At 60.8% G+C, this 23,769-nt stretch carries 25 protein-coding genes and 2 tRNA genes; 19 read left to right on the forward strand and 8 right to left on the reverse strand.

Going from position 1 to position 23,769, the window contains the following annotated elements; all coding sequences use genetic code 11:
• Positions 1-6 precede the first annotated feature (6 nt).
• A complete protein-coding gene (locus tag QXU97_05140; GenBank protein MEM4035975.1) occupies positions 7-972 on the forward strand; it encodes a thiamine pyrophosphate-dependent enzyme in 966 nt (321 codons plus the stop codon).
• A 188-nt stretch (positions 973-1,160) separates the two neighbouring features.
• Positions 1,161-2,111 (forward strand): tyrosine-type recombinase/integrase, encoded by a 951-nt coding sequence (locus tag QXU97_05145; GenBank protein MEM4035976.1) that lies wholly within the window; start codon positions 1,161-1,163, stop codon positions 2,109-2,111.
• A gap of 3 nt (positions 2,112-2,114) precedes the next feature.
• On the opposite strand, the gene QXU97_05150 is transcribed toward QXU97_05145, so the two are convergent.
• Positions 2,115-3,236: an aminopeptidase gene (locus tag QXU97_05150; protein ID MEM4035977.1), complete on the reverse strand. Its 1,122-nt coding sequence runs from the start codon at positions 3,234-3,236 to the stop codon at positions 2,115-2,117.
• Between the two features lie 162 nt (positions 3,237-3,398).
• Here QXU97_05150 and QXU97_05155 point away from each other — a divergent pair, with 162 nt between their 5' ends.
• The 4 genes from QXU97_05155 (at position 3,399) to QXU97_05170 (ending at position 8,721) form a co-directional block, all read left to right on the forward strand.
• Positions 3,399-5,747, forward strand: coding sequence for a sodium-translocating pyrophosphatase (locus tag QXU97_05155; protein ID MEM4035978.1), 2,349 nt, complete (start codon positions 3,399-3,401; stop codon positions 5,745-5,747).
• A gap of 76 nt (positions 5,748-5,823) precedes the next feature.
• Entirely contained in the window at positions 5,824-6,933 is a 1,110-nt protein-coding gene (locus QXU97_05160) for an ABC transporter substrate-binding protein (GenBank protein MEM4035979.1), read from the forward strand.
• Positions 6,934-6,958: 25 nt separating this feature from the next.
• Positions 6,959-7,969: an iron ABC transporter permease gene (locus QXU97_05165; protein ID MEM4035980.1), complete on the forward strand. Its 1,011-nt coding sequence runs from the start codon at positions 6,959-6,961 to the stop codon at positions 7,967-7,969.
• Positions 7,966-8,721, forward strand: coding sequence for an ABC transporter ATP-binding protein (locus QXU97_05170; protein MEM4035981.1), 756 nt, complete (start codon positions 7,966-7,968; stop codon positions 8,719-8,721). Before QXU97_05165 ends, QXU97_05170 begins: the two co-directional genes overlap by 4 nt.
• Here QXU97_05170 and QXU97_05175 read toward each other — a convergent pair.
• Positions 8,672-9,079: an NfeD family protein gene (locus QXU97_05175; protein ID MEM4035982.1), complete on the reverse strand. Its 408-nt coding sequence runs from the start codon at positions 9,077-9,079 to the stop codon at positions 8,672-8,674. The genes QXU97_05170 and QXU97_05175 overlap by 50 nt on opposite strands.
• 83 nt (positions 9,080-9,162) lie before the next feature.
• Here QXU97_05175 and QXU97_05180 point away from each other — a divergent pair, with 83 nt between their 5' ends.
• The 3 genes from QXU97_05180 (at position 9,163) to QXU97_05190 (ending at position 11,309) form a co-directional block, all read left to right on the forward strand.
• A complete protein-coding gene (locus QXU97_05180) occupies positions 9,163-10,209 on the forward strand; it encodes an MBL fold metallo-hydrolase (GenBank protein MEM4035983.1) in 1,047 nt (348 codons plus the stop codon).
• A gap of 82 nt (positions 10,210-10,291) precedes the next feature.
• Complete coding sequence (locus QXU97_05185; GenBank protein ID MEM4035984.1) at positions 10,292-11,038, forward strand: DNA polymerase sliding clamp; 747 nt, start codon at positions 10,292-10,294, stop codon at positions 11,036-11,038.
• Positions 11,039-11,100: 62 nt separating this feature from the next.
• Positions 11,101-11,309, forward strand: a tRNA-Trp gene (locus QXU97_05190).
• A 131-nt stretch (positions 11,310-11,440) separates the two neighbouring features.
• On the opposite strand, the gene QXU97_05195 is transcribed toward QXU97_05190, so the two are convergent.
• Positions 11,441-12,238, reverse strand: coding sequence for an ERCC4 domain-containing protein (locus QXU97_05195; protein MEM4035985.1), 798 nt, complete (start codon positions 12,236-12,238; stop codon positions 11,441-11,443).
• 95 nt (positions 12,239-12,333) lie between these two features.
• Here QXU97_05195 and QXU97_05200 point away from each other — a divergent pair, with 95 nt between their 5' ends.
• A complete protein-coding gene (locus QXU97_05200) occupies positions 12,334-12,852 on the forward strand; it encodes a hypothetical protein (protein MEM4035986.1) in 519 nt (172 codons plus the stop codon).
• 5 nt (positions 12,853-12,857) lie between these two features.
• A complete protein-coding gene (locus tag QXU97_05205; GenBank protein MEM4035987.1) occupies positions 12,858-13,559 on the forward strand; it encodes a hypothetical protein in 702 nt (233 codons plus the stop codon).
• Here the strand turns inward: QXU97_05205 and QXU97_05210 are convergent.
• Positions 13,531-14,358 carry a hypothetical protein gene (locus QXU97_05210; GenBank protein ID MEM4035988.1) on the reverse strand — a complete coding sequence of 276 codons (828 nt, stop codon included), beginning with the start codon at positions 14,356-14,358 and terminating at the stop codon, positions 13,531-13,533. The genes QXU97_05205 and QXU97_05210 overlap by 29 nt on opposite strands.
• Positions 14,359-14,405: 47 nt before the next feature.
• A tRNA-Thr gene (locus tag QXU97_05215) sits at positions 14,406-14,498 on the reverse strand.
• 262 nt (positions 14,499-14,760) lie between these two features.
• Here QXU97_05215 and serS point away from each other — a divergent pair.
• The 8 genes from serS to QXU97_05255 all read left to right on the forward strand — a co-directional run bounded on the left by serS (position 14,761) and on the right by QXU97_05255 (position 21,240).
• Positions 14,761-16,140, forward strand: coding sequence for a serine--tRNA ligase (gene serS / locus QXU97_05220; GenBank protein MEM4035989.1), 1,380 nt, complete (start codon positions 14,761-14,763; stop codon positions 16,138-16,140).
• A complete protein-coding gene (locus tag QXU97_05225) occupies positions 16,137-16,715 on the forward strand; it encodes a DUF429 domain-containing protein (protein ID MEM4035990.1) in 579 nt (192 codons plus the stop codon). The genes serS and QXU97_05225 overlap by 4 nt, the downstream gene beginning before the upstream one ends.
• Positions 16,699-17,175, forward strand: a complete 477-nt coding sequence (locus QXU97_05230; GenBank protein ID MEM4035991.1) for a hypothetical protein — start codon at positions 16,699-16,701, stop codon at positions 17,173-17,175. The genes QXU97_05225 and QXU97_05230 overlap by 17 nt, the downstream gene beginning before the upstream one ends.
• On the forward strand, positions 17,168-17,407 hold the full coding sequence (locus QXU97_05235) for an RNA repair domain-containing protein (protein ID MEM4035992.1): 240 nt from the start codon (positions 17,168-17,170) through the stop codon (positions 17,405-17,407). The genes QXU97_05230 and QXU97_05235 overlap by 8 nt, the downstream gene beginning before the upstream one ends.
• 68 nt (positions 17,408-17,475) lie before the next feature.
• Positions 17,476-18,522 (forward strand): AmmeMemoRadiSam system radical SAM enzyme, encoded by a 1,047-nt coding sequence (amrS, locus tag QXU97_05240; GenBank protein MEM4035993.1) that lies wholly within the window; start codon positions 17,476-17,478, stop codon positions 18,520-18,522.
• 29 nt (positions 18,523-18,551) lie between these two features.
• Positions 18,552-19,325, forward strand: a complete 774-nt coding sequence (locus tag QXU97_05245; GenBank protein MEM4035994.1) for an ATP/GTP-binding protein — start codon at positions 18,552-18,554, stop codon at positions 19,323-19,325.
• Between the two features lie 112 nt (positions 19,326-19,437).
• Entirely contained in the window at positions 19,438-20,106 is a 669-nt protein-coding gene (locus QXU97_05250; GenBank protein MEM4035995.1) for a thioredoxin family protein, read from the forward strand.
• Between the two features lie 51 nt (positions 20,107-20,157).
• Positions 20,158-21,240: a site-2 protease family protein gene (locus tag QXU97_05255; protein ID MEM4035996.1), complete on the forward strand. Its 1,083-nt coding sequence runs from the start codon at positions 20,158-20,160 to the stop codon at positions 21,238-21,240.
• A gap of 95 nt (positions 21,241-21,335) precedes the next feature.
• Here QXU97_05255 and QXU97_05260 read toward each other — a convergent pair whose 3' ends face one another.
• From QXU97_05260 to QXU97_05270, 3 genes are read right to left on the reverse strand one after another with little or no spacing between them, the layout of a single operon-like run.
• The gene (locus QXU97_05260) at positions 21,336-22,433 is read right to left on the reverse strand and encodes a hypothetical protein (GenBank protein MEM4035997.1); all 1,098 of its coding nucleotides are present in this window, start codon (positions 22,431-22,433) and stop codon (positions 21,336-21,338) included.
• A gap of 28 nt (positions 22,434-22,461) precedes the next feature.
• Positions 22,462-23,400: a polyprenyl synthetase family protein gene (locus QXU97_05265; protein ID MEM4035998.1), complete on the reverse strand. Its 939-nt coding sequence runs from the start codon at positions 23,398-23,400 to the stop codon at positions 22,462-22,464.
• Between the two features lie 51 nt (positions 23,401-23,451).
• A complete protein-coding gene (locus QXU97_05270) occupies positions 23,452-23,742 on the reverse strand; it encodes a hypothetical protein (GenBank protein MEM4035999.1) in 291 nt (96 codons plus the stop codon).
• Positions 23,743-23,769 lie beyond the last annotated feature (27 nt).

Consider the following 23,769-nt stretch of genomic DNA (forward strand, 5'->3'; position numbering starts at 1 on the left):
TACGTGATGAGCGAGGAGATACTCTTCAAGACGATCAAGGAGATCCCGCCCGTTGACTACTACGTGTCGGGTCGCAGGACCTGCGCAGGCTGCGGCCCCGCTCTGGGCTACAAGCTCGTGGCCAAGGCCGCCGGGCCCAAGACCATCCTGCTAGGACCGACGGGCTGCATGTATGTCGCCAACGCTCACCAGTTCCTGACGTCGCCCTACGCGCTGCCCTGGTATCACGCGCAGCTGGGAGGAGGAGGCGCTGCCGGCCTGGGAACCGCGGCTGGGCTCAGAGCTCTGATGACCAAGGGCAAGAGGAAGAAGGAGGACATAAACGTAGTCGTGTACGGCGGAGACGGAGGCTTCGCCGACATCGGGCTCGCCGGGCTCTCCGGCGCCCTGACCTATGATTACCCGAGGTTGCTGTTTGTGCTATACGACAACGAGGCCTACGCCAATACGGGAGTGCAAGCCAGCAGCACGACGCCCTGGGGAGCCTATACGACGTTCACGCCCTGGGGCAAGATCAAGAGAATCGGTAACGACAGGCTGAAGAAGAACGTGGCCCTCATAGCAGCGGCCCATCCGGGCATCAGATACGTCGCCACCGCCTGCGTCTCCTACCCGCTCGACCTGATGAACAAGGTCAGGAAGGCCCTGAACGCCGGAGGCCCGACGCTGATACACCTGCTGGTGCCCTGCCCGAAGGGCTGGTTCTTCGACGCGAAGGACACGGTGAAGGTCGGCAGGCTCGCTGTCGAGACGGGCATGTGGGCTCTGTGGGAGTACGACCACGGCAAGTTCAGGCTGACCGTGAAGCCGGCCCAGAGGAAGCCGGTCAAAGAGTACATGAGGCTGCAGGGCAGATTCGCCAACCTGGCCGACGAGGACATAGAATACGTGCAGAAGCTCGTCGACCAGGAGTGGAAGTACTGGGAGGAAATGGACAAGCTGGGCAAGCTGATACTGCCCTGGGCTAGGTGAAGCGAGCTCGGGCGGGTAAGACCGAAACGAACCCGGAATTTTTCCCTCTCCCCCCGCTTCTCCCCGCGGCGCGCTCCTCTTAACCCAACGAGGCATTGATCCTCAGCCGGGGCAGATCTTTGACTAGTCTCCCCAGCCCCCCGCCAGATCTATCTAATAGGAGCATTGGGGAGGCCGTCTCCCTCTTCTTGGCCACCCTCGGAGCTCTAGGGCTGAGCGACAAGACGGTCAAGAGCTATAGAGCGGCGTTGCTCGACTTTGCTTCGCGCGTCGGTCCCGAGAAGAGGATAAGTGAAGTGAGCTACGAGGATGTCCTGAGCTGGATCAACTCGAGACTGAGGGCCGGCTCCGGGCGCGGGAGGAAAGTCGATAGTCGCGAGGAGAGGAGGAGGGCCCAGTCCACCTTACATTACTACTCGCTCTTCGTGAGGAGGTTCCTTGCGTGGTGCGGCAAGCCGCCCCACATGGTCCCCGTCGTGAAGAGGCCGCCGAGGGGGGCCATCGAGGCACTCGGCGAGCGCGAGATTCGAGCGCTCATCGCGTCGGCCCGAGACTTCACGGACATGCTCCTCGTGGCTCTGCTCTACGAGACGGGGCTGAGGATCAGCGAGCTCTTGGCCCTGAGGGCGCGAGACGTGGACTTGGAGCGAGGAGAGGTCGAGGTGAGGCACGGCAAATACGGCAAGCCCAGGACGGTGTTCGTGGGCCCCCTCTCTAGGTCTCTCCTGGAGGTCGCTCTGGCCGGCAGAGAGCCGGATGATAGAGTGATACCGCTCACTTACAACGCCGTCTATAAGAGACTGAAGAGGCTCGCGTCGAGGGCAGGCCTCGACGGTCTGCCCGTCAGACCTCACGTCCTCAGGCACACGTTTGCTACCGAGGCGCTTAGGCGCGGCATGAGCCTGATCGCCCTCCAGAGGATCCTCGGCCACAGCGACGTCAAGACGACCCAAATCTACACGCACCTGATGAAGGAGGACGTAAAGCGCGAGTACGAGAGGGTCTTCGTCTCATCGCGGGTCGGCGCGCTCGGCGAGCCCGCGTGCGCGAGATGTGGCGCGAAGCTCGTGGAGGGCGCTAGATTCTGCCACGTGTGCGGGAGCCCCGCTCCTCTAGTTAGGGGGCTCGAGCGTCGTTGACGCCTAGATCAGGTCCCAGAGGAATCTCCCGTTCTCGTAGATAACGTCGCCGTCGCCTAGCACTTTCCCTCTCCTCATGTCCTTGACCATGTCCCAGTGGATGGAGCTGGCGTTTCTGCCGCCCGTGGCCGGGTAGGCCGCTCCGAGAGCAAGATGTATCGTCCCCCCTATCTTCTCATCGAATAGCACGTGCTTCGTGAATCTGTCGATATCGTAATTCAGGCCGAACGCGACCTCGCCCAGTCTGCTCGCTCCCTCGTCGGTACTCAGCATCTTCCGCAAGAACTCATCGCCGCGGAGGGCTCTTGCTTCGACTACGACCCCTCTCCTGAACACGAGCCTGACGCCTTCAATCTCGGCGCCTCCCCATAGGGCCGGGTACGTGAATGACACGGCCCCCTCGGCCGTATCCTCGAGAGGAGCCGTGAAAACCTCGCCCCCGGGCATGTTGTTCTTGCCGTCGTCGCTGAGCCAGGTCCTGCCTCCCACCTTCAGCAGAAGATCCGAGTCCTCGCTGAGGATCCTGAGCTCGTCTATCTTGGAGAGAGCCCTCGCGATCCTCTCCTGCGCGGATGCCTGCTCGCGCCAGGCCGCCACGGGGTCGGGCTCGTGAAGCTTCATTGAGCGGAACACGAACTCCCGCCACTCGAGCGGCGCGAAGCCGGCCTCCTGAGCCGATGCCGGAGTTGGGAAGTGGGTCGTCACCCACCTGAGCTCTCGCCTCGCGTCTCTCTCCAGGAATATCTCTTTCAGCCTCCTCGTGGCGCGAGCTCTCGCGCTAATCCTCTCGGGGTCCACCGTTAGGAGCGGCTTGGTGTGGGATGGCGCTCCTATTTTGGCCAAGGCGCTCACTTTAGAGTATACGAACTCGTCTATGGGCGATAGAAACTCGAGGAGCTCGCGAGGAGCTCGCCTATAGAAGAACTCGAGGAGCTCGTCGTCGACGAGCTCGATTCTCGGGTAGGCCCCCCTCACCACGGCTCGCATATAGAGGCTCTTGATTCCCTCGAGGCCTTGGAGCCCGCCAACGATTAGGAGCTCGTCGCGCGGCTTCAACTCCAGGCAGTAATCGGCCAACAGCTCCCCGAAGCTCTCCACGGGGTCACTCCTGCGCGGGGCACTCACAGGTCCTCGCCTCGTCCCTTTCGAGCGCGATCATCCCCGCGCGCCTCAGCTCGCAGAGAACAGCTCATCGTTCGCCTAGGTGTTGTCTCTTCACGGGCGCGCTAGCGCTCAGCAAACGCTCTAATTAAATCTATTCGCCTCGGGACCGCGCAGCGTAGCGCGATGATAATTTTAAGCCGCGCGCTGCTCAAGTCGGGGAGGCTCAGGGGTGGGACGTTGAGCGCGTCGACCTACGCCTTGATAGGTCTAGCGTTAGGGGCTCTCGGCTTAGGGCTGGCCTCTCTCAGCTTCTGGTATATCGAGAGACTGCCAAAGGGCACGGAGAGAATGGTCGAGGTCTGGAGAGCGATACGCGAGGGCAGCTCGGCGTACATGAGGAGGCAACTGAAGACGATCATGAGCTTCTCGGCGATCATGGCCGCCGTGGCGGCTTTCTCCGTCTACGTTGGCTATAGGATCCGAGTTCTCCCAACGAGGCCCGAGCTCTCCGATGAGGTGATATTGGAGTCCGCGTTGATAGGAGCCTCGGTGATCCTGGGCTCTCTAGCTTCGCTCTTCGCGGCGTTCCTGAGCATGGACGCCTCGACGAGAGCCAACGTGAGGATGGCGGAGGGAGCTAGAGTCGGCACGTGGAACGCGCTACGCATAGCCGTTCTAGGAGGCTCGGTGCTGGGCTTCTCCGTTCCATCGATGAGCCTCTTCGGGATATCCGCCCTCTACTTGCTCTACTCCTCGCTCGTGGGCGGCGGAGGGCCCCTAGAGCTTAGGCTGGCGCTCGACGCGGTGGCCGGATTTGCCTTCGGAGCCAGTCTCTCAGCTCTCTTCGCGCAACTCGGCGGGGGCATCTATACTAAGGCGGCGGACATAGGAGCCGACCTCGTGGGCAAGGTCGAGGCGGGCATACCCGAGGACGATCCGAGGAATCCCGCCGTGATAGCCGACCAGGTCGGAGATAACGTGGGCGACTGCGCGGGGAGAGGAGCTGACGTCTTCGAGTCGGTCACGGCCGAGACCCTGGGCGCGATGCTCATAGGATGGGCAGTCTACCTATTGCTCGCGCAGTCGGGCGTAGACCACGTCGAGGCGTCGAAGTACATTTTCTTGCCGCTCTTGATGGCTGGCGTGGGCGTGCTCTCGACTATTCCTGGCGTCTTCTTGGCGTCCCATCAAAAGAGATTCAAAGAGCCCGTGGAGCCCATGAGGAACGCCGTGATGCTGTCGGGCCTAGCAGCGGTCGCGGGCATCGCGGCGACGCTGAGAGTCGTGGTCCCCGAGTCGTGGGCCCACATGTTAGCCGCTACGCTCTGCGGAGTCGCCGCGTCGGTGTTGATAGTGTTGCTCACGAATCTCTACACCGCCAGCAGGGCTAGAGCCGTGGTGGAGATCGCCGAGGCCTCGATAAGCGGCCCCGCGATAACGATTCTCCAAGGCCTCGGAGTAGGCATGAGAGCCACGGCGCTCCCAATAATCGTTATATCGATAGCGCTGGCTACTTCCTTCGTGATAGGGGTCGATGCCGCGCCTTCGCTGGGCTTAGCCCACTCTGGCGTCGACTCGCGGCTCGCCGAGTTCATAGCGGGAGTCTACGGAACGGCGCTGGCCACCATGGGGATGCTCGCTCTCTCGGGAATCATCATGACGCTCGACGGGGCTGGCCCCATCTCGGATAACGCCGGGGGGATAGCCGAGATGAGCGGTCTCGAGAGCGATGTAAGAGAGAGGCTGGAGCCCCTCGATGCCCTCGGTAACGTCACCAAGGCCTTAACGAAGGGCTACGCCATGGGGTCGGCCGCTCTCGCCTCTCTTCTGCTCTTCCAAGCCTTCGTGCAGGACTACGTGGCTAGAGACCCATCCGTCCTCACGGCGATCAACGGTGGAGTGACCATAGACGCCGAGGGCTTCCTCTCGGCTCTCAGCGGGTTCCTAGACAAGCTCCTCTTGGTTAGGCCCGAGATCGTCATCAGCGTCATCATTGGAGCCATGCTGCCCTTCCTCTTCTCGGCTCTGGCCCTCAGGGCTGTCGCCAGAGCCGCCTTTCATATGGTCGAGGAGGTTAGGAGGCAGTTTAGAGAGAGGCCGGGGATCCTCGAGGGTAAGGAGAAGCCCGACTATTATCGAGCCGTCGACGTGAGCACGAGCTTCGCTCTGAGGAATATGACTGCTCCGGCCCTCGTCGTCATAGCGACCCCCCTCATCGTGGGCGCCCTCTTCGGCGGACCGGCGGTGGGGGCCCTAGTGATAGGAGCTACGGCGAGCGCCATATCTCTCGCGATAACAATGATGTGGGGCGGAGCGGCCTGGGATAACGCCAAGAAGTACATAGAGTCGGGCCACTTCGGCGGCAAAAGATCACCGGCTCACGCGGCGGCAGTAGTTGGCGACACCGTGGGGGACCCGCTGAAGGATACCGCCGGCCCCTCGCTCCACATAGTAATCAAGCTGCTCAACACGATATCGCTCGTCTTCATACCGCTGTACATGCTGTGGCTATTGCAGGGAGTCTTCCCATGAAGGCTCTTTCGCTGTGATGCGCCTCTTAGAGAAATCTTTTTAAATAAAACCTGGATTCCTTAGCCAGGTGGCTCTCGTGAGCTCTCGCCTTCACGCCTTAGCTCTCGCTCTCTCGTTGATCGCGATAGCATCCGTCGTGGCCTCCTACGAGGTAGCGGAGCGGCGCCTCGATCTAATTCAAACTAGACTGGAGGCCGTCGAGGCTAAGCTGGAGAAGCCGAGCGCGTTCCCCGTTCAGCTCGTAGATTCGCTGGGACGCTCGGTGGTGATAGTCAACGAGCCTAAGCGCATAGTCAGCATAGCTCCCTCGACCACCGAGATCCTCTTCGCGATCGGAGCCGGGGAGAAGGTCGTCGGAGTCGATAGATTTTCTAATTATCCGCCCGATGTGGTGGAGCTCGCGCGAGCTGGCAAAATACAATACGTGGGAGACTTCATCAATCCCAGTATCGAGACAATACTTAAGTTGAGGCCGGATCTCGTAGTCGGAACTGGAGGAGTGCAGGCTAGACACATCGAGGCCCTCGCCTCTCGGGGCCTCACGGTTCTAGCCCTCGATGCCGAGAACCTGGAGGAGCTGTACAGGTGCATCCTCCTCTTAGGAGTCGCGACCGGCGAGAGCGAGAGAGCGAGAGCACTGGTCGAGGAGTTGAAAGCCAACTTATCGCTCATCGAGAGCCTGTCGAGCGGAGCGCCGAGCAGGCCGACGGCGCTTTTAATCGTGTGGGTTGAGCCCATATACGCGGCCGGAGGAGCGAGTTGGATCAACGATTTGATCGAGATCGCCGGGGGCATCAACGTCCTAGCAAATGTTTCGACCGCTTGGCCGCAGCTCTCGGTGGAGACGCTCCTAAGACTCGACCCCGACGTCGTGATTCTCACGGAGCACGCGGGCGGTCTCGCGAACTCTGAGCAAGCTCTAAGCTGGCTGAGGAGTCTCCCCGGCGGGGGAGAGCTCAAGGCCGTAAAGAGCGGCAGAGTCTACATGGTCCATGGCGACCTCAACGACGCTTTCTCGAGACCTTCGCCCAGAGTGCCCGTCGTGGCGGCCTCTCTCCTCGCGGTGTTGCACCCGGAGCTTCTAGGCGTTGGCGAGCTGCCCAAGGATCTCAGCTTAAGCGACGTGGTGCCACTCCTCTGGCGCGTGGTCAACGCCACGACGACGAGCGTGGCCGTAGCTCGATGATAAATTGGCGAGAGGCAGCAGCTCTTTGAGGCGCGACGAGAGGCTCTACATAATTTTTCTCCAACGCAGGGTGCGGTTCTCTCTACTACTATCGCTTTCGGCTCTACTCTCAGTAACGCTCTTTAGCCTACTCGTCGGCCCGACGGGCATCCTGAGCCTCGAGGACCTACTACGCGGAGAGCCTGTGGCTGCGCTCAGGCTTTCGAGGACTCTAGGCGGACTCTCGGCCGGCGTGGCTCTCGGCCTCGGGGGCTTCGCTCTCCAGAGCGTTCTCAGGAACCCGTTGGTGGACCCCTACGTGGTTGGGACGTCCTCGGGAGCTCTTCTGGGCAGCTTCGTCGCCGCGCTCGCCGGGGCGCCCCTCGGTCCTCTGGGCAACTTCATTGGGGGGCTGCTGGGGGCTCTGGCTGCTCTCGCCGCTACTTACGCGGCCGGGAGAATATCGGGCTTCACCACAACGGGGCTTGTTCTCTCGGGCGTCGTGGTCACGATTTTGTGCTCCAGCCTCTCCGCGATGCTCCTTCTGCTTCACGCCGACAAGCTCCGCTGGGGCGTCGCGTGGTACTTCGGCTCGCTCTCGCTCGTGGCGAGAGCGCATCAACTCTTTATTCTCGCGAGCGGGGCCGCCCCACTCATCGCGCTCCTCGCGGCTAGGCTCAGGTGGCTCAAGCTCTACGCGCTGGGGGAGGAGCACGCGCGCGTCGCGGGGGTCGAGCCGGAGAAGCTCAGGCGCGAGGTCCTCCTCGCGGTGGCTTGGGGGGCGGCGGCCGTCTCCTCGACCGCGGGACCCATAGGTTTCGTGGGTCTCATGGTGCCCCACATCGCGAGACTCGTCTCGGGGGGAGAGGTGGGCGCCACCTTCTTGCTCACGGCGGCGCTGTCGCCTACTCTCTTGCTTTTAGGCGACATCGCGGCTAGGATTGTAGCGAGTCCAGCCGAGCTGCCCGTGGGAGTCGTCACCAGCGTGCTGGGCTCTCTCTTCTTCCTCTACATCTTCCTGAGCTCGATCAAGAGAATCGGGGTCAGAGCGCGATGATCCGGCTAAGGATCGAAGGCGACATAGGCTGGAGCCGCTCCAGGCCCGTGCTGGAGCGCGTCAAGCTCGCATTCTCGTCGGGAGAGCTCAATTGCGTTCTGGGGCCCAACGGGAGCGGCAAGACCACGCTACTGCTGACGCTCGGCGGAGCTCTTAAACCTCTGAGCGGCCGCGTCGAGCTGAGCCCTCCTCGAGCCGAGGCGGTGTATGTCCCAGCTTATCCCCCAGACTTCAGCGGACTATCGGTCGGCGTGGTCTTGTCCTATTACGTCTCGGGATGCAGAGGGATCCTGCCTGGTCGCGAGCGCGAGGAGTTCGAGAGAGCCCTCGAGCTCCTCGAGCGACTCGGAGGAGAAATAGAGCCGGAGCGCGGAGCTGATGAGCTGAGCACCGGGGAGAGGACGAAGCTTATGCTGGCGGGAGCCCTGGCATCGAGAGCTCGGATCCTGCTCCTCGACGAGCCGACCAGCCACCTGGACGTGAGAGCTAGGCTCGAGCTATTCTCGCTGCTCCGCGAGGCGCGCCGCGAGAAACTGGTCATTGCTAGCATGCACGAGGTGAACGAGGCTTCGCTGTACTGCGATTCGGCGACTCTCCTAAGCGGGGGCGAGGCCCTTCAGGGCCCCGTCAGAGAGATCTTGAGGACCGAGAACTTGACGAGAGCATATCGCGTGGAGTTCGAGGAGATACTTTCTGGGAGATTCAGGTTCTTCGTCCCTCTCCGGCCTCTAGGGGTCGGACGATCAGCCTAAGCCCCCGAACCGATATCACCGCGACCTTGCTGCCTCGGGGCACGAATCTCCCATCGATCGAGCTCGCGGTCCAGTACTCTCCGTTCAGCAGCACTATGCCGCTTGGGTTCAAGTCCTCAACGGCCACTCCTACGTTGCCTATCAAGGCCTCGGCACCCACTCTAGGGCTCTTGAGCTGCTCCTTAGCTGCTAGATAGCCGGTGAAGGTCAGAGCGGCCGTTGCGGCGATCGATATGATCAGGCCGGCCGAGAGCGACAGAACGTGAGCACGATATAACACGAAGACCGCCACGATCACTATGACTACGGCTACCGCGAATTCGTCTATGAGAGCGATCAGAGCCTCGCGGCGCCCCAATCGGAGCCTCTCCGAGTCTTTCGCCGCCAGCAATGGTTTTAACGTTAATCCGACGAAGCGACATCTGCCGAGCTGATGCGCGCGTGAAGCCTCGGAGCGCTGACGCTCGAGTCGAGGCCTCGGGGGCCGTCGTGCTCGGGCGAGCAGTAGAGGTCGACGGGTACGCCGGAAGACCCTACAGAGTCGTTACGCACATACATCGCGACCACTTGAGGGGGCTCCCCGAAAGCCGGAGAGCAGCGGCCGCAATATTAGCGACCGAGGCAACGGTCGAGATGCTCGAGGCGTTAGGCCATAGACTCCCTCGGAGTAGGACCCTGAGCCTCGCGCTGGGGCGCAGCTTGGAGCTCCCGAGCGGGGAGAGACTCACTCTCGTAAGTTCTAGGCACGTGATAGGCAGCTGTCAGGTGCTGGTGGAGACAAGCGACGGCTCTCTCATCGGGTACACCAGCGATTTCAAGCTCCCGGGGACCCCTCCAATGAGGGATCTCGACATATTAGTGATAGATGCCACGTACGGCGATCCCCGCATGGTGAGGAAGTTCAAGAGAGAAATCGACGTGCTGTTCGCGGACCTCGTGGCCACGATAATGTCGCGGGGGCTCTCGGCGAGGGTCCTGGCCTACCATGGCAAGCTTCAGGAGGCAATGGAGATCCTGAGGCTCCACGGCATCGACGCTCCCTTCGTGCTCCCGGACAGAGTATACGAATTGACGACCGTGGCCAGGAGACACGGAGCGCGCATCTCAGATTATCTGGCTGAGGGCACGAAGGAGGCTGACGACGCCGTGAGGAGCGGATGGTTCGTTGAGTTTCAACACATGTCTCGCGCGGGCAGGCCTAGGAGGGGAGTAGTCGACATCATTCTCACGGGCTGGCTCTTCGACGAGCCCATAAAACGCGTAGATGCCGGAGCCCGAGAAATCTACTACGTGGCCCTCAGCGACCACGCGGATTTCGAGGACACGCTGCTCTATCTAGACGATGCTAGGCCTAGGCTCGTAGTCGTCGACGCGAGCAGGGCGAGCGCTCCGACGGCTGCCATCTTCTCGCGCGAGGTCAGATCGAGGCTCGGCCTCGAGGCCCTCCCCCTTCCCGAGACCTCGAGGAGACTCGAGGTTGAGGACTAAGGACTCTATGGAAGGCGGAGCCGTTCGGCTCGGCAAGCCTTATTTCGAGGAGGCCTAAGAGTAGTGAGCTGTGGCGATAAGCTTGGTCAAAGCGCGGGCTCTCTACGCTGGGGCCTCGGAGTTCAAGACGGTCCTCGAGAGCTTGTCAAAGCTCGTCGACGAGGCTTGCGTGAAATTCGAGAGAGGAGGCCTGAAGCTCCGAGCCCTCGACCCGGCCAACGTAGCGTTGATCGAGGTGGTCTACCCCAGCTCTGCCTTCATCGAGTACGAAATCGAGGAGGAGGGGACCTGGGGGCTCAACGTGGCCGCGGTGTTGCGAGCGCTAGGCAGGATCAGGCGCGGAGATCAGCTCAAAATAGAGGTTTCCGACGACTCTGTGATCCTCGAGGTCCCGAGCGCTCCGAAGAGGAGATACGAGGCGCGGAACCTCGAGGTGCCCGAGCCCGAGGTGCCAGAGGCCAGGCTCGCTCTGAGAACCAAAGTCGCGCTCTTGGCCGATCACCTTCGAAGCATACTTAAAGACCTTGAGGTGGTCGGGGAGAGAGCGACGATAGAGTACAAGAGCTCCGAGGACGCGCTCGTCATCTACGCGCCGGGCGAGACCAAGTACGTCAGCAAGCTCAGCAGAAGCTCCGGCGCGATTCTCGAGCTCGAATCCGAGGGTGATTCATCGAGCACCTACGATATCGACTACCTGCTGAGCACGCTGAATCTGTCGAGGGTGTCCGACGCCGTCACGATAGAGTTCTCAAGCAATATGCCTCTCAAGATGACTTTCAGGCTCGCCGGTGGAGGAAACGTGAGTTATCTCTTGGCGCCTCTGGTATAGAGCGCAAGAGAAGAAACGTTTTAAGCGTCGAGTCGGAGTAAAACGAAGCGGTGACAGAGGGAGGGCCCGTAGCTCAGCCAGGCAGAGCGGCGGTCGATCCGCTCGGCGCGTCGCGCTCGGGGGATCGGCCGGGGCTCCAGTCATCGCGCTGAGAGGACCCGGCCCCGAGGAGTCGGGGTCTACGGGTCTGACGACCCCCATGGGGGATGAGCTGTGACTGGAGAGTGGAGAGACCCGTAGGTCGGGGGTTCGAATCCCCCCGGGCCCACCAATCGTCGGAATCTCTCCGACGAAGCAATTAGAAAAGAGAGTGGAAGGAAGGTTTTTAACGCAGATCGGTCAAGCATCAGCCGAGCGGCAGCGGAGAGAGCCCCCGTGACCGGGGTTCGAATCCCCGCCCGGCTACCATCTCTCCTCCGGCCCCGCGCTCCTCGCTCCGCGTCGGTCTCCTCGTCTGCTCGCGGCCTCCCACTTCTTGTTGAAGATGGCAAAGATCTCTCGCGCTCGCACGTCGCCTATCCCCCTGACTGTCTTGAGCTCTGAGATCGAGGCATTGGCCAGCTCTCTCAGCGTCCCGAATCTCTCGAGCAGTCTCAGCCCGAGCTCGCGCCCGGCCAAGACCGACGCGACGGCCTCGATTTTACTTCGGACGTCAGCTCTCGCGCCCTTTACATGGTAAATAGAGTGACGCCTCACGGCCTCGTCGAGCTCCGCTGGAGAGCTCTCCGAGAGCTCTCGTTTGCGCTCGGCTACCTTCCTGGCTAGCCACTCTATCGTCGTCTCTTCATCGATCGACAACACCACCGTGACTCCATAGCGTCTCTGAGAGAGCTCAAGCACGCGCATCACCGAGAGGGGCTCAACGGACCTATTGCTCAACGTACGGCTCACGTCGCCCTCAATGAGTAGGTAGACCTCGACTCGAGCCTTCGAGGCTGCGGCTCGGAGCCTGGCCAGCTGAGACCATATTCTCTCATCGATCACGCTGTTGATCAAATCATCGACAGTTTTCCTCTCTATTAATGCGCAGCCGAGTCCGGAAGAGGGCACCGCGAAGTCTCCCTCCTCCAGCTTCATAAGCCCGACTTTCAAGCCGCGACGCTCCAAGGCCTCTTTGAAGATGGGGTTAAGCGCGTGCTCTCTCGTGTCGATTATTACGTCCAGGTCTTCGAGAAATGATTGACCACGGAGCGCCCCCAAGAAGTCGGAGCACCTCTGCTCGATGGAAGCGTAATCTGATCCGCTTTAAATGTAGGGAGAGTCAAGTAAGCATCACGGTAGAAGGGAGCTCGTCGATGCTAGGGGGCGTTGCGAGAGCTAGGGCGGCGGCGTTGCGTGCCCTCTCAACGCTCAAGCTGACCGAGTACAAGCTCAGCCTCATAGAGAGCAGGCTGAGAGTCAGCGTCGCCGAGCTCGAGAAAGCCTCGCGCACGAGCAGAGCCGAGCTCTACGCTGCCGAGCTCTCGAGCAGGCGAGAGCTGCTCGCCTCGACCGTCAGAGCCAGGCTCCTACTGGAGAGACTCGAGGCGAGGCTCAAGACATTCCTCGAGGTTGGCGCTCCTCTTCTGCTCGAGAGCGTGAGAGACGTCAGCGGAGAGCTGAAGGACGTCCTGCGGGGCTTTCCTGATCTGAGCACGCTCGTCGGAGAGCTCGAGGAGGACCTTCGCGAGACGCTCGCCCTCTCTGTGCCGCTTAAGCGCGTTCAGACCGAGAGCGAAAGAATTAGTAGCAAGGATATAGAAGCGATTCTAAGAGAGGCCAGCGAAGTGGGAGCCTCGAGGATACGAGCAGAGAAATCGAGCGGGGAGGCGTGAGACCCTTGCCGACGATAACGATCAAGCTCAGTGACGAGGAGTACGAGATCCTCAAGAAGAAGGCGGAGGAGAGGGGTCTAAGCTCCGTCACGGAGTACCTGCTGGCCATAGCCAGAGAGACTCCACCGATCTCCCAGCGTGTCGCGCGCGGGGAGGCCCAGCTCATCGAGCAAGAGCAAGCTAGGCTGATCGCCTCGGTGGAGAGGAAGATCCACGATATCATAAATCCCTACACGGCCAAAATAGACGAACTCTCCAGGAGGATCGCCGCCGTTATAGAGAGGCTTGACGAGCTCCGCGAGAGCGTGGAGATCTCGAGACGAGGCGAGGCCCCGGCCTCTCGCCCAGCCCCCGCCCGCGCTCGGAGACGCGGCACGAGCGCTATCGAGAGGCTCCGCGAGGATGGGGTGGTTTTCCAGAGCGAGTTGACTTGGCTTTCGAATCCTCCGGCCTTCTTCGATAAGCTCAAGAGGGAAGGGGCCGTGGTCTTTAGGCTCGGGGGAGAATACGTAGCGGTGGATCAGAGATTCTGGGAGGAGTTCAAGTCGAGGCTCTCCAAGGAGAGAGGAGAGAAAGCGGAAGAGGTCGCCTCGAGGCTTCCAGCGAAGATGTCGAGGCTCTTTCTCAAGCTCAGCGCCGAGGGTCTGGCCTCTTACAACAAGGAAGCGAGGAGCTGGATCATATTCGAGGAGCCCCTCGGCGGCTGACCACAAGGCCTCGACGCCCTACTCGAGTCGAGAAGAGCTCCCCCGAGCGCTCGAGGAGCCACGCGTAGAGCTCCCCGAGCTCCCCCGAGCTCTCGCTAGCGATCATGAGAAGGCGGCCGCTCGTCGACGGCACGGCGGCGAAGCCTCCTCGGGACAACGTGTCCGCGAGTTCTCTCGGCAGCCACCCGCTCAGTGCTTTGATCGACGCGCTTGCGAACTCCGACGCGCTGGCCTCGTCCTCCAGCCAGAGGCTTCTCGCGTAGCCGGCCAGAGCCAGCGCGACTTCTCCGAGCTCCGGCGAGGGCTCTAGGGCCGGCAGGGGCAGGCTCGCTAGAAGCACTCTGGCTCTCTCTGGAGGTGGGGTGTGCGACAGGAGGACAAGCCTCCCGCTGACCTCAGCGTAGAGGTTCAGCCCTCCAAGCACAACGCCTCCGAAGATCGGAGCGAGCTCGGCTCCTAACCTCTGCTCGACCTCGGCGAGCCTCGACAGGGGCCCGCGCTCGAGCGCTAAAAGAGAAAGGCCTAGGGCTACGCTCGCGCTAGAACACGAGAGATCGAGCAGAGGGAGCCTAGAGAGCCTCCTCAGCACCGCGATCTTCGTGGTAGATGGCGGGTGCGGTCGCACGGAGGCCTCCGCGCAGTCGCTCGCGAGCTCGACCACCGCGCCACCCTCGCTCAAGCTCGCCGAGACGCTGACCCTGGGATCCTCAAGAGCGATGGCTACGCGCGCCCCCGTTCTATCATCGATCAGCAACCTGGTTATCACGACAGCCGGCGCTTCTACGCGCACGGAGCTCATAAGGCTCGAGGCCTCTCGGCGACGCCCGTCTAGATGGAGATCACGCGTGGAGCCGCCGCCGGGATTCGAACCCGGGACCTCCGCCTGTCGGGCCGCCCGAGTTACCAGGGCGGCGCTCCACCGAGCTGAGCTACGGCGGCCCCTCCAGCAGCAACGGGGACGAGCTCATTTTTTATTTTGCTCGTCTTCTCCGTAATGAGTAGCGTAGAGAGAGGGCGCGAAGCTTTGAGCGGAGAAGAAAATAAAGGAGCAAAATCTAAGATGATACAAGCGATAAGGCACTTCGCGGAGAGGGCCGAGAAAGCGCAGCGGATGGCGAGCTGCTAGCGGGAGAAGCGCGCGCGAGGAAGCGCTTCGCGCTTCTTCGTTTTCGCGCGCTCGAGGAGGCGCGAGGTGTAGGACGTGCCGCGATGGACCGTCATGGAGTACATCCGCTCGAGACCCGACGAGTATAAAAAGATGCTCGAGCGCAGGGGACTTTCTCCATCGTTGGTCGATATGGTGAGAGAGCTCGACGCCAAATACCTCGAGACGCTCAAAGACGTAGAAAGGCTGAGAAGCGAGTACAACAAATTGAGCCGCGAGATCGGGAAGAGCCTCGAGTCCCACAGGGCCGCTCTCCTCGAGCGCGCGAAAGAGCTCGAGCAATTGTTAGAGAGTCGAGAGCGCCAGCTAGAAGAGCTCGAGCGAGAGTGGAGGAGAATCCTCAGGGCTCTCCCCAACGTGTTGGCCGACGACGTGCCGACGGGCTTCTCCGATAGCGAGAACGTTCCCGTCAGATTCGGCGGCAAGCCTAAAGTGGCTCGTGAGCACTTGGAGCAGTTCAGGGCTCAAACCGAGAAGTGGGGATTCCGAGTAGAGCACGTCATCATCGAGAGGCCTCCGATACATCACGCTGAAATGCTCGAGCAAGTCCTCGGCATGGGCGACACGGAGCAGGCTGCGCGAGTAGCCGGCTCGAGATTCTACTATCTCTACGACGACCTGGTGTGGCTCGACTTCGCTCTCGGTCTCTTCGCCCTCGAGAGGCTCGCCGCGAAGGGCTACAGAGTCGTTGTGCCACCCTATATGATACGAACGGAGGTACTCGAGAGCGCGCTGGACTACGACGCGTTCAAGGACATGATTTATAAGATCGAGGGCGAAGACCTCAGCCTAATCGGGACGGCGGAGCACCCACTCATGGGCCTCCTCTATAGGAGGCCGGCCCGAGAGGAGGAGCTCCCCATAAAGCTCGCCGGTTGGAGCGCCTGCTTCCGGAGAGAAGCGGGGGCGGGCAGCAAGGACCTCAAAGGAATATTCAGAGTTCATCAGTTTCACAAGGTGGAGCAGTTCATCTTCGCGCACCCGAGCGATAGCTGGGGCTACTTGGAGGAGATGGTCCTCAACGTCGAGGAGATACTGAGAGACCTAGAGCTCCCCTATAGGGTGGTGAAAGTGGTCAGCGGCGAGCTCGGCCTCGGCGTAGCGAAGAAGTACGACGTGGAGGTCTGGTACCCGGCTCAGGGCGTGTATCGGGAGATCGCGAGCATAAGCCACATGTTGGACTGGCAGGCGTTCAGGGCGGGGCTCACCTATATGAGGTCGTCCGATGGTAGAAGAGAATACGTGCATACCCTCAACGGAACGGGGCTTCCGACGACGAGAGCCATAACGGCGATCCTAGAGAACCACCAGAGAGACGACCACTGTGTCGAGATACCAAAAAGCCTCAGGAAATATCTCGAACCGGTGGCCACGGCCCCGAAGGATTGCATAGCGCCGAAGCGAGCGGCGAAATGACGTCGATCGGAATAGACCTAGCGGCCAGCGAGAAGAAGCCGACCTACCTATGCGAGCTACGCGACGGAGAGGCTCTACTTTGGAGAGCGCTGAGAGATCGCGAGATAATCATCGCAGTCAGCTCGAGGAGGCCACGCGTGGTCTCCATCGATGCTCCCCTGAGCGTGCCAGCCCTCGGCGAGGCCTTCAGAGCTCAGGAGCTCGCGGCTATGAAGCTGGGCGCCAAATTGCTGCCCCTCACTTTGAAGAGCATGCGAGCGCTCGCGCTGCGGGGCGCGTCGCTCTCTAGAGAGATGAAAGCTCTGGGCCTGGAGGTCGTGGAGACTCACCCCACCAGCGCGGCGATGGCGCTCGGCTTGAGCAGCACCGTGGAGTTGGCGGAGAAATTGACGGGCGTTAAGCTCACCAGAGGCGAAGCGGATTCTCTGCTTTGCGCTCTAGTGGGGGAACTCTACATTGAGAGCTCTTGTAAAAACTACGGCGGAAGCCCCCCCTTCGTCCTCCCCGACCCCTCGCGCGGTCAACGAGTCTTTTCGAGAAGGATCGAGGTGAGACGCCGTGCGCCTCGCTCGTAGCGAGTGCATCGTCATCTTCGACTTCGACGGAGTCCTCGTAGACGAAGGGGAGCTACCCCGAGTGGGAGCTCTCGAGCTCCTCAAGAGCTACATAAGGATGGGCATCGAGGTGCTCATACTAACGGGCAGAAGGGCTAGTCAGCGGAGGAGGATCGAGGAAGTGCTGTGGGAGAGCGGCGTGGTCCCCGCCGATTTATGCGCCCTGATAACTAGGCCCGATTCTCGCTGCGAAGGCGAGATCGAGTGGAAACTCTCTGTGCTTAACAGATTGACCGCGACTCTCGGGGCGACTCTTTGCGAGTTACACGATGACAACCCGGACGTACTCGAGGCCGCCTCAGAGGTCAACAACGAGCTGTGTCTGGTCCTCCACGAGAAGACCGGCGCCTTCCACGTGTATAGACCAACGCGCAAATGCATCGTTCAGCCAACGGAGCGGGTGTCGGAGCTCCGTGGGTAGGAGCGAGATAATGAACGCGGTAAAACGCGTGCTCTGGTCAGAGCAGTCGGAAGAGTGTGAGATAGAGGTAGTAGATAGGCTCTCCGCGGGCGGCCTCAGAGTGATACGAGGGGACGCGCTGCGCGGGCTCTCGCCTCTGAACTATCTCGTGCTACGCGATGGCACCTGCATTCCTCTCCACAGAGTCCGCAGAATCAAGTGCGGCGAGCGCGTCCTCGCGGAAAGGGGCTAGCGAGTAAACGATTATCCGCTCGGTCCCGGCATTTTACTTGGAAAAGCTCGGGCCGAAGAGGCTAGACCATGGGGGCCGGCGTCGTTGCCAAAGCCCACGTGAGGGAGGCTATGTATTGGAGGGCACTAAGCGAAGGCAGAGTAGAGTGCGGGCTGTGCTATAGGAGATGCGTCATCGCCCCCGACAGATACGGCGTCTGCGGCGTTAGAAAGAACACGAGCGGGAAGCTCTACACGCTGGTCTACGGTCTGCTCACCGCCGTGAACGTCGACCCTATAGAGAAGAAGCCGCTTTATCACTTCAAACCCGGGTCGGAGGTCTTATCAATATCGACGGTCGGCTGCAACTTCTTCTGCTCGTTCTGCCAGAACTACGAGATAAGTCAATCTAGACTCGAGGAAGGGCTCTACGGAGTATACCACGAGCCGGAAGATGTAGTGAAGCTGGCGAAGAGATACGGAGCTCGGGGGATCTCCTACACGTACAACGAGCCCGTCATCTTCTACGAGTACATGCTTGACGTCGCTAAGCTAGCGAAGAGAAGCGGCCTCTTCAACACCATGGTAACGAACGGCTACCTGGAGCTGGAGCCGGCCGAGGAGCTGAGCAAGTACATGGACGCCGCCACTGTGGATTTCAAGGGAGGAGCGAATCCCAACTTCTACAGAGGCTACATGTCGGTCCCCGATCCATCGCCGATATTCCAAACAGCGGAGCTCTTTCGGGAGCGCGGCGTCTTCGTTGAGATCACGAATCTGGTCGTGCCGAGGCTCGGCGACAAGGTCGAGGACGTGCGAAAGCTAGCGAGATGGGTGGCCGATCAACTGGGGCCCGAGACGCCGTTCCATCTCCTGAGATTTCACCCGGACTATAAGATGCTCCACATCCCCCCGACTCCAACGTCAACTTTGGAGAGGCTGGCCGAAGAGGCGGCGCGCGCGGGGCTGAAACACGTGTACCTCGGCAATGTATGGGATCACGAGCTCGAGAACACGTACTGCCCGAGCTGCGGCGCCGTGGTTATTAAGAGGAGGGGCTTCTACGCCAACGTCATCGGGTTAGACCCCAATGGGCGCTGCGTCAAGTGCGGCTACAAGCTCAACGTCATTATGTGAGCCATCGAAGAGGAGGTGGAGGGCTCTCTTTGGAGAGGTACTACGTGCTCGTTGTGGGCCCCGCGGGCTCCGGCAAGACTACTCTCGTGAAGGCGCTGGGAGACTGGATGGAGAGCCTTGGCATTAGCTATTGCCGCGTCAACTTGGATCCGGCGGTGGAGTGGATCCCATACTCGCCGGACGTAGACGTGAGAGAATTCGTTGACGCTCGGAAAGTAGCCGAAGAATATAAGCTGGGGCCCAATGGGGCTCTCGTAGCCAGCATAGACCTCCTCCACAACTACGTCTATGAGATCAGGAACGCGATAGCGAGGACCGACGCCAAGTACGTGTTAGTGGACACGCCGGGGCAGCTGGAGCTCTTCGCCTATCGGATCGCCAGCATGGAGGTCATGAAGCGAATACTCAACCCTTACACGTCGGTCGCGCTCTTTCTCATAGACAGCGTCTTCGCTCAGAGACCGTCGAGTCTGATCTCGCTGCTCCTGCTCTCGCAAAGTGTCCGCCTCAGGCACGGTCTCCCGCAGATAGATGCTCTCTCAAAGGCGGACATGCTTACCCCCGAGCTAGCCAAGCTCTTGGACGACTTAGAAGAGAGCTCCGACCTCCTGATCGAGCTCTTGAGGGGGGAGAGCGGGGCGCCGGCGAGGCTAGCTCAGAGGCTCGTTGAGATAATCGCGGAGGATGGGCTGAAGATACTCAGGGTATCGTCTCACGACCCCGATAGCCTATGGAACGTCTTCGAGGAGATTCAGAGGACTCTAGGAGCCGAGGAGGAGCTCGAAGAGCTGGAGGAGCGCTGAGGCTCAAGGGCTCTCTCATGTAGGAATTTTAAAGAGGAAGGGGAGCTCTTTTGGGGGGAAGAAGAGCTTGAGAGAAAGCCGAAAGTATACCGCGCTTGATCGCGAGCACCCCATGGTTCCCGGGGGAGACCTCGACGAGTTCACGCTCAGCGCGCTGCGAGAAGCGCTGGCGGAGATGCGCGGGCCTGTCGAAGTGGACCTGTTCGTTGGCGATGGATGTTACTACTGCGTCGAGTCGATCAAGCTGCTCAGACAGTTCGAGAGACTCAGCCCGCTCGGAGAAGGCGGGAGGCTCTTGAGGCTCAGGGTTCACGATGTGGATTCCGCCCCCGAGCTCGCGAGGCGTTATAGAGTGGAGAGGACCCCCACTATAGCGATGTTAGGCGGTCGCGTGAGGTGGACCGGGATACCCTCCGGTGAGGAGGTGAGGAGCCTGGTGGAGACTATTCTAAGGATAAGCGAGGGGGCCTCGGGCCTCAGCGAGGGCGCTAAGCGCGCCGTGAGAGGCCTGAGGAAGGAGATCGATCTCAAGGTGGTAGTCACGCCGCTCTGCCCCTACTGCCCCTACGCCGTCGTTCTCAGTCACATGATAGCTTTCGAGTCGTACCTCGGCGGAGACGGCAAAGTGCGGAGCGACGCCATCGAGGCCTTCGAGAATCCCGATATAGCCGAGTACTACGGCATTACCACGGTGCCCGCGGTGATAATAGACGAGGAAGAGGTCATAATGGGCCTGCCCGACGAGGACTACCTCATCGAGAGGATCGCGAGGCGAGCCTGAGAGCTCGGTAACGTGTGAAAGAGGCGATAGACGATAGAGCCCGTCGAGGTCTTGCTCTTCGTAGCTTTGTTGTGGGCATCTATCTTCCTGATCGCGCGTTTCCTCTCATCAAGAGTGCGAGGCCTGGTCGTCAAGCCCCTTTACATAATGTATCGTCTCGAGTCCACGCTGTCTTTCCTCGACTCTTTCGCCGCCTCGAGAGCGGCCTCCGCGTATCTCGCTCTCTCCCCGGCTTTGTTCGTGGCCTCCGCGGCGCTCTTCTACTACTTCGTGGCTCGAGTATCTCTCGCCACGCTCTCCGGCGCTCCCTCGGCGGGAGGGCTCGTGCCAGTCATACCCGGGCTCACGATCAGAGGGCTCGTTGCGTTACACGTGTTGATCTCTATAGGCCTCGCGGCTCTCGTCCACGAGGTGGCCCACGCCGTGGCTCTCAAGCGCTTCGGCGTCAAGATAAAGTCGTCGGGGCTGCTCTTGGCCGTGGTGATCCCAGCAGCCTTCGTCGAACCCGATGAGAGGGAGCTGACTCAGCGCGGGCTTAAGCAGAGGACGCTCGTGTATTCGGCCGGCCCCGCCTCGAACCTGGCCCTAGCCCTCGCGCTGTTACTCGCCCTCTCTTTCATTGGCGGCCAAGCGGCCGGAGTCGAAGTGCTAGAGGTGAGCGAGGGAGGACCAGCACAGAGAGCCGGAGTCCAACCCGGCTTCGTCATCCTCGAGATCAATGGGACCCCCATCAGGACCGTCGAGGACCTCCAACGGACCGTCTCGTTCTACAGAGGTTGCGACGTAATTCTCGAGCTGCGCGGGAAGACGCTGAGAGGCGAAGAAGCGCTCTACGTGATCCACAAGAGAGCCGATGAGGACCTCATCGGCGTGACCGTCAGGCAGGCCAAAGCGTGGAATCTGCCAGACGAACTCTACTATCCCACTGTCGACTTCTTATTCTACTGTTACGTGATAAATCTGAGCCTAGCAATGATAAACGCTGCCCCCCTCTTCGTAACGGATGGCGGCAGGGTGACGCGGGACCTGCTCGTGAGGGCCCTGGGCGAGAGAGCAGGCGGAACTTTGAGCTTCTTCGTGCAAGCGCTCACGCTACTCATGGTGTTGACGTCCATAAGGCTGTCGCCGTTGTGAGCGCGTCGGCAGAGAGCTTATCGGGCCCGAGCTCCTAGAAGCTTAAGCGGGATGATGTAAAGCAAACCGGTCGAGTCGAGTGAGAGGGAGCTCTCTTACTGACCGTCTTTTCCGATGCGAGATAGCAGTGATGCTCCGAGGCGTAGGAGACCGGACGACGCGAGCGCCTCCACGATTCTAGCGCGCAGGCTGGGACCTCCTTTTGCAGAGCCCAGCGCGAGCTCGATCATCAACTCGGGGGGGAGAGCTCTCAACACGGCAGCGCGAGCCTCGGGCCTCATCCCGAGGAGGGCCTCGAGCACCGCCGAGTGGAGCTTAGATACGCCAGGCAATCCTGTCGCCTCGAGCTCCTCTGCGTAGGATCTCCCACCACTCAGGCATCTAGCTAGCGCGAGGCTCGTGATGACCGACGGCCTGATGCCCTCTCCAGTGAGAGGGAGGGAGGCCCCCGCGGCCTCTCCCACCGCGCAGACCCCCCTCTCCTCGAGTAGGTTCATCTTGAGACCCGTGGCTGCTATCGGCCCTCCTCCTCGCCCGATTATCCTGGCTCGACCTCCGAACCTCCTCGCTAGAAATACCTCTAGACGCCTCCAAAGGGTCTCGTAGTCTATTACGCCCCCGAAGCCTACGCTTAGCCTATCTCCGCCGCGCGGGAAGACCCAAAAGTAGCCCGCGCTCTGGCTATCGAACCAGAATTCCACGACGTCGCTCGCCGCCCTGCCCTCTGTCAGCTCGACCAAATATTGGACCGCGCGGATCACCCTCGCTCTCAGCGCTCTCGCGAGGAGCCCAATGGAGCCCGCGGCTATCACGATAAGCTGACCTTCGGCCGAAGTGAGCGAGTAGAGGTGCATCCTACGCCCGGTCTCAAGCTCGGCCCCGGATTCTTCCAACAGCAGCTCGAGCCAGAGCGGCTTATTCACCGCCAGGAAGAAAGGTGCTCCGAACCTCAACTCCACGAGCTCTTTCCCGTCCAAGTAAGCCTTGATCTCGTCGATTTCGGTCAAGATCGCCTCTTCGTGTATCTTCACGAGCTGACTCAGAGAGCTCGGCGTGACCCAGCCGCAGGCCCTGGCGGCGAGCCTCGGGGAGCCCTCATGGACTGCGACCTCGTGTGTTGTTCCTCGTAGAAAGTAAGCTAACGATGCGCCAGCGGGACCTGCCCCAATAATAACGACGCGCCTACTCTCCAAACTCCTCGGTCCCCCGCGCCGAGCGTCATTACTCGAGGAGAACCTTCTCGGCGTGACTCGGCAGACCTTCCTTCAGCATTCTGAAGACCATGTAGCGTGGCACGAATCGGAGAATAGGGGCAGTCGAGCCGATCCTCTTAGCCTCCTCCTCGGCTTCGCGGACGACTCCGAGGAGCTTATCAAGCCCTCTCTCCAAGACCTCCGCTCCGCAATTGAACGCGTTCGGCTCAACCTCGAGGCCAAGCCACTTAACGAACCTCGAGAGCCCCGCCACTTCTCTCGTGCCCTTCTTCGAGGCGGCGCAGATGTCCACCAAGTCGTCGGCCACCTGGTAAGCGAGTCCCAAGCGAGTCCCGAGGCTTCGCAGGGTCGGGATAAGAGAGCGCTCGTCGGCCGAGAAGGCCGCTAGCGATAAAGCGAGCCGGAAGAGGCTCGAGGTCTTCAGATCTATCACGAGCTCGTAAGGGGCCGAGGGAGAAAAGGCGTCTAGCAACTCGCCGCGAGTCATTTCGAGCCAGCATCTTATGACCTCGCTGAGCGCAGCGAATCCGAGAGGCTCTACTAGGGACTGAGCAAGTGGGATCAAGTAATTACTCACGAGCACAGTCTTAGAGACTCCGAGTGCCACCCAGGCTGCGGGCCTTCCTCTTCTGTTCAGGTCGAGATCGATTATATCATCGAGCGCTAGGCTACTCGCGTGGACCAACTCGACTGCAGCAGCCGAGCGAAGGGCTTTATCGCCTGTCCCTCCCAGCTCCTCGGATAGCGCGATAACAAGAGATCCTCGCAGCCTCTTGCCTCCTCTGATTATATAGAGGAGGGGTTCCGTGAACTGCTCTTCTTCGAGCTTTCCGATCACCTCTCGTTCTATCCACAAGTCCAGCTCGCTCTTGGCCGACTCGAGGCGCAGCTCTACCTGTCTTAAGGCCTCGTGGTCGGGTCTGCGCTGATTCGCCGATTCGACCATCGAGTGAACCCCCGCCCCTCGCGGAAGACCCGAATCCGTCCGCTCTCCTCTCTATAGAACTTTGAGTTTACAATATCGGCCTGCCTCCGCGTAGTGAACTATCACTTCCACGAGTCTATCCCGCGGTAGTCCGAGCTCGATCTCGATATTTTCGCCGAGCTTCAACGCTTTCTTGAGCTTTATCTTGTCGCTGAGGTGCGCGACTATTCGCTTCTCTTTTCCGCATTCTATTCTCGAGATCTCCGTCTTGAAGGAGAACTCAACAGACCAGACCTCGACTCCGGGGCTCGCCGCCCTTATCCTAAGGGTGCCGCTCTCGCTGAGCTCCGCCTCGAGAGGCAACGAGCGCTCCCACAGGCTCCTCTAGGC

The organism is Fervidicoccaceae archaeon, from assembly GCA_038878695.1.
Lineage (GTDB): Archaea > Thermoproteota > Thermoprotei_A > Sulfolobales > Fervidicoccaceae > JAVZVD01.

Bases quoted from the DNA above. Each gene is read 5' to 3' on its own strand.
- QXU97_05140 (MEM4035975.1), top strand. From the start codon at position 7: ATGAGCGAGGAGATACTCTTCAAGACGATCAAGGAGATCCCGCCCGTT.
- QXU97_05155 (MEM4035978.1), top strand. From the start codon at position 3,399: ATGATAATTTTAAGCCGCGCGCTGCTCAAGTCGGGGAGGCTCAGGGGT.
- QXU97_05170 (MEM4035981.1), top strand. From the start codon at position 7,966: ATGATCCGGCTAAGGATCGAAGGCGACATAGGCTGGAGCCGCTCCAGG.
- QXU97_05200 (MEM4035986.1), top strand. From the start codon at position 12,334: ATGCTAGGGGGCGTTGCGAGAGCTAGGGCGGCGGCGTTGCGTGCCCTC.
- QXU97_05210 (MEM4035988.1), bottom strand. From the start codon at position 14,358: ATGAGCTCCGTGCGCGTAGAAGCGCCGGCTGTCGTGATAACCAGGTTG.
- QXU97_05225 (MEM4035990.1), top strand. From the start codon at position 16,137: ATGACGTCGATCGGAATAGACCTAGCGGCCAGCGAGAAGAAGCCGACC.
- amrS (MEM4035993.1), top strand. From the start codon at position 17,476: ATGGGGGCCGGCGTCGTTGCCAAAGCCCACGTGAGGGAGGCTATGTAT.
- QXU97_05250 (MEM4035995.1), top strand. From the start codon at position 19,438: ATGGTTCCCGGGGGAGACCTCGACGAGTTCACGCTCAGCGCGCTGCGA.
- QXU97_05265 (MEM4035998.1), bottom strand. From the start codon at position 23,400: ATGGTCGAATCGGCGAATCAGCGCAGACCCGACCACGAGGCCTTAAGA.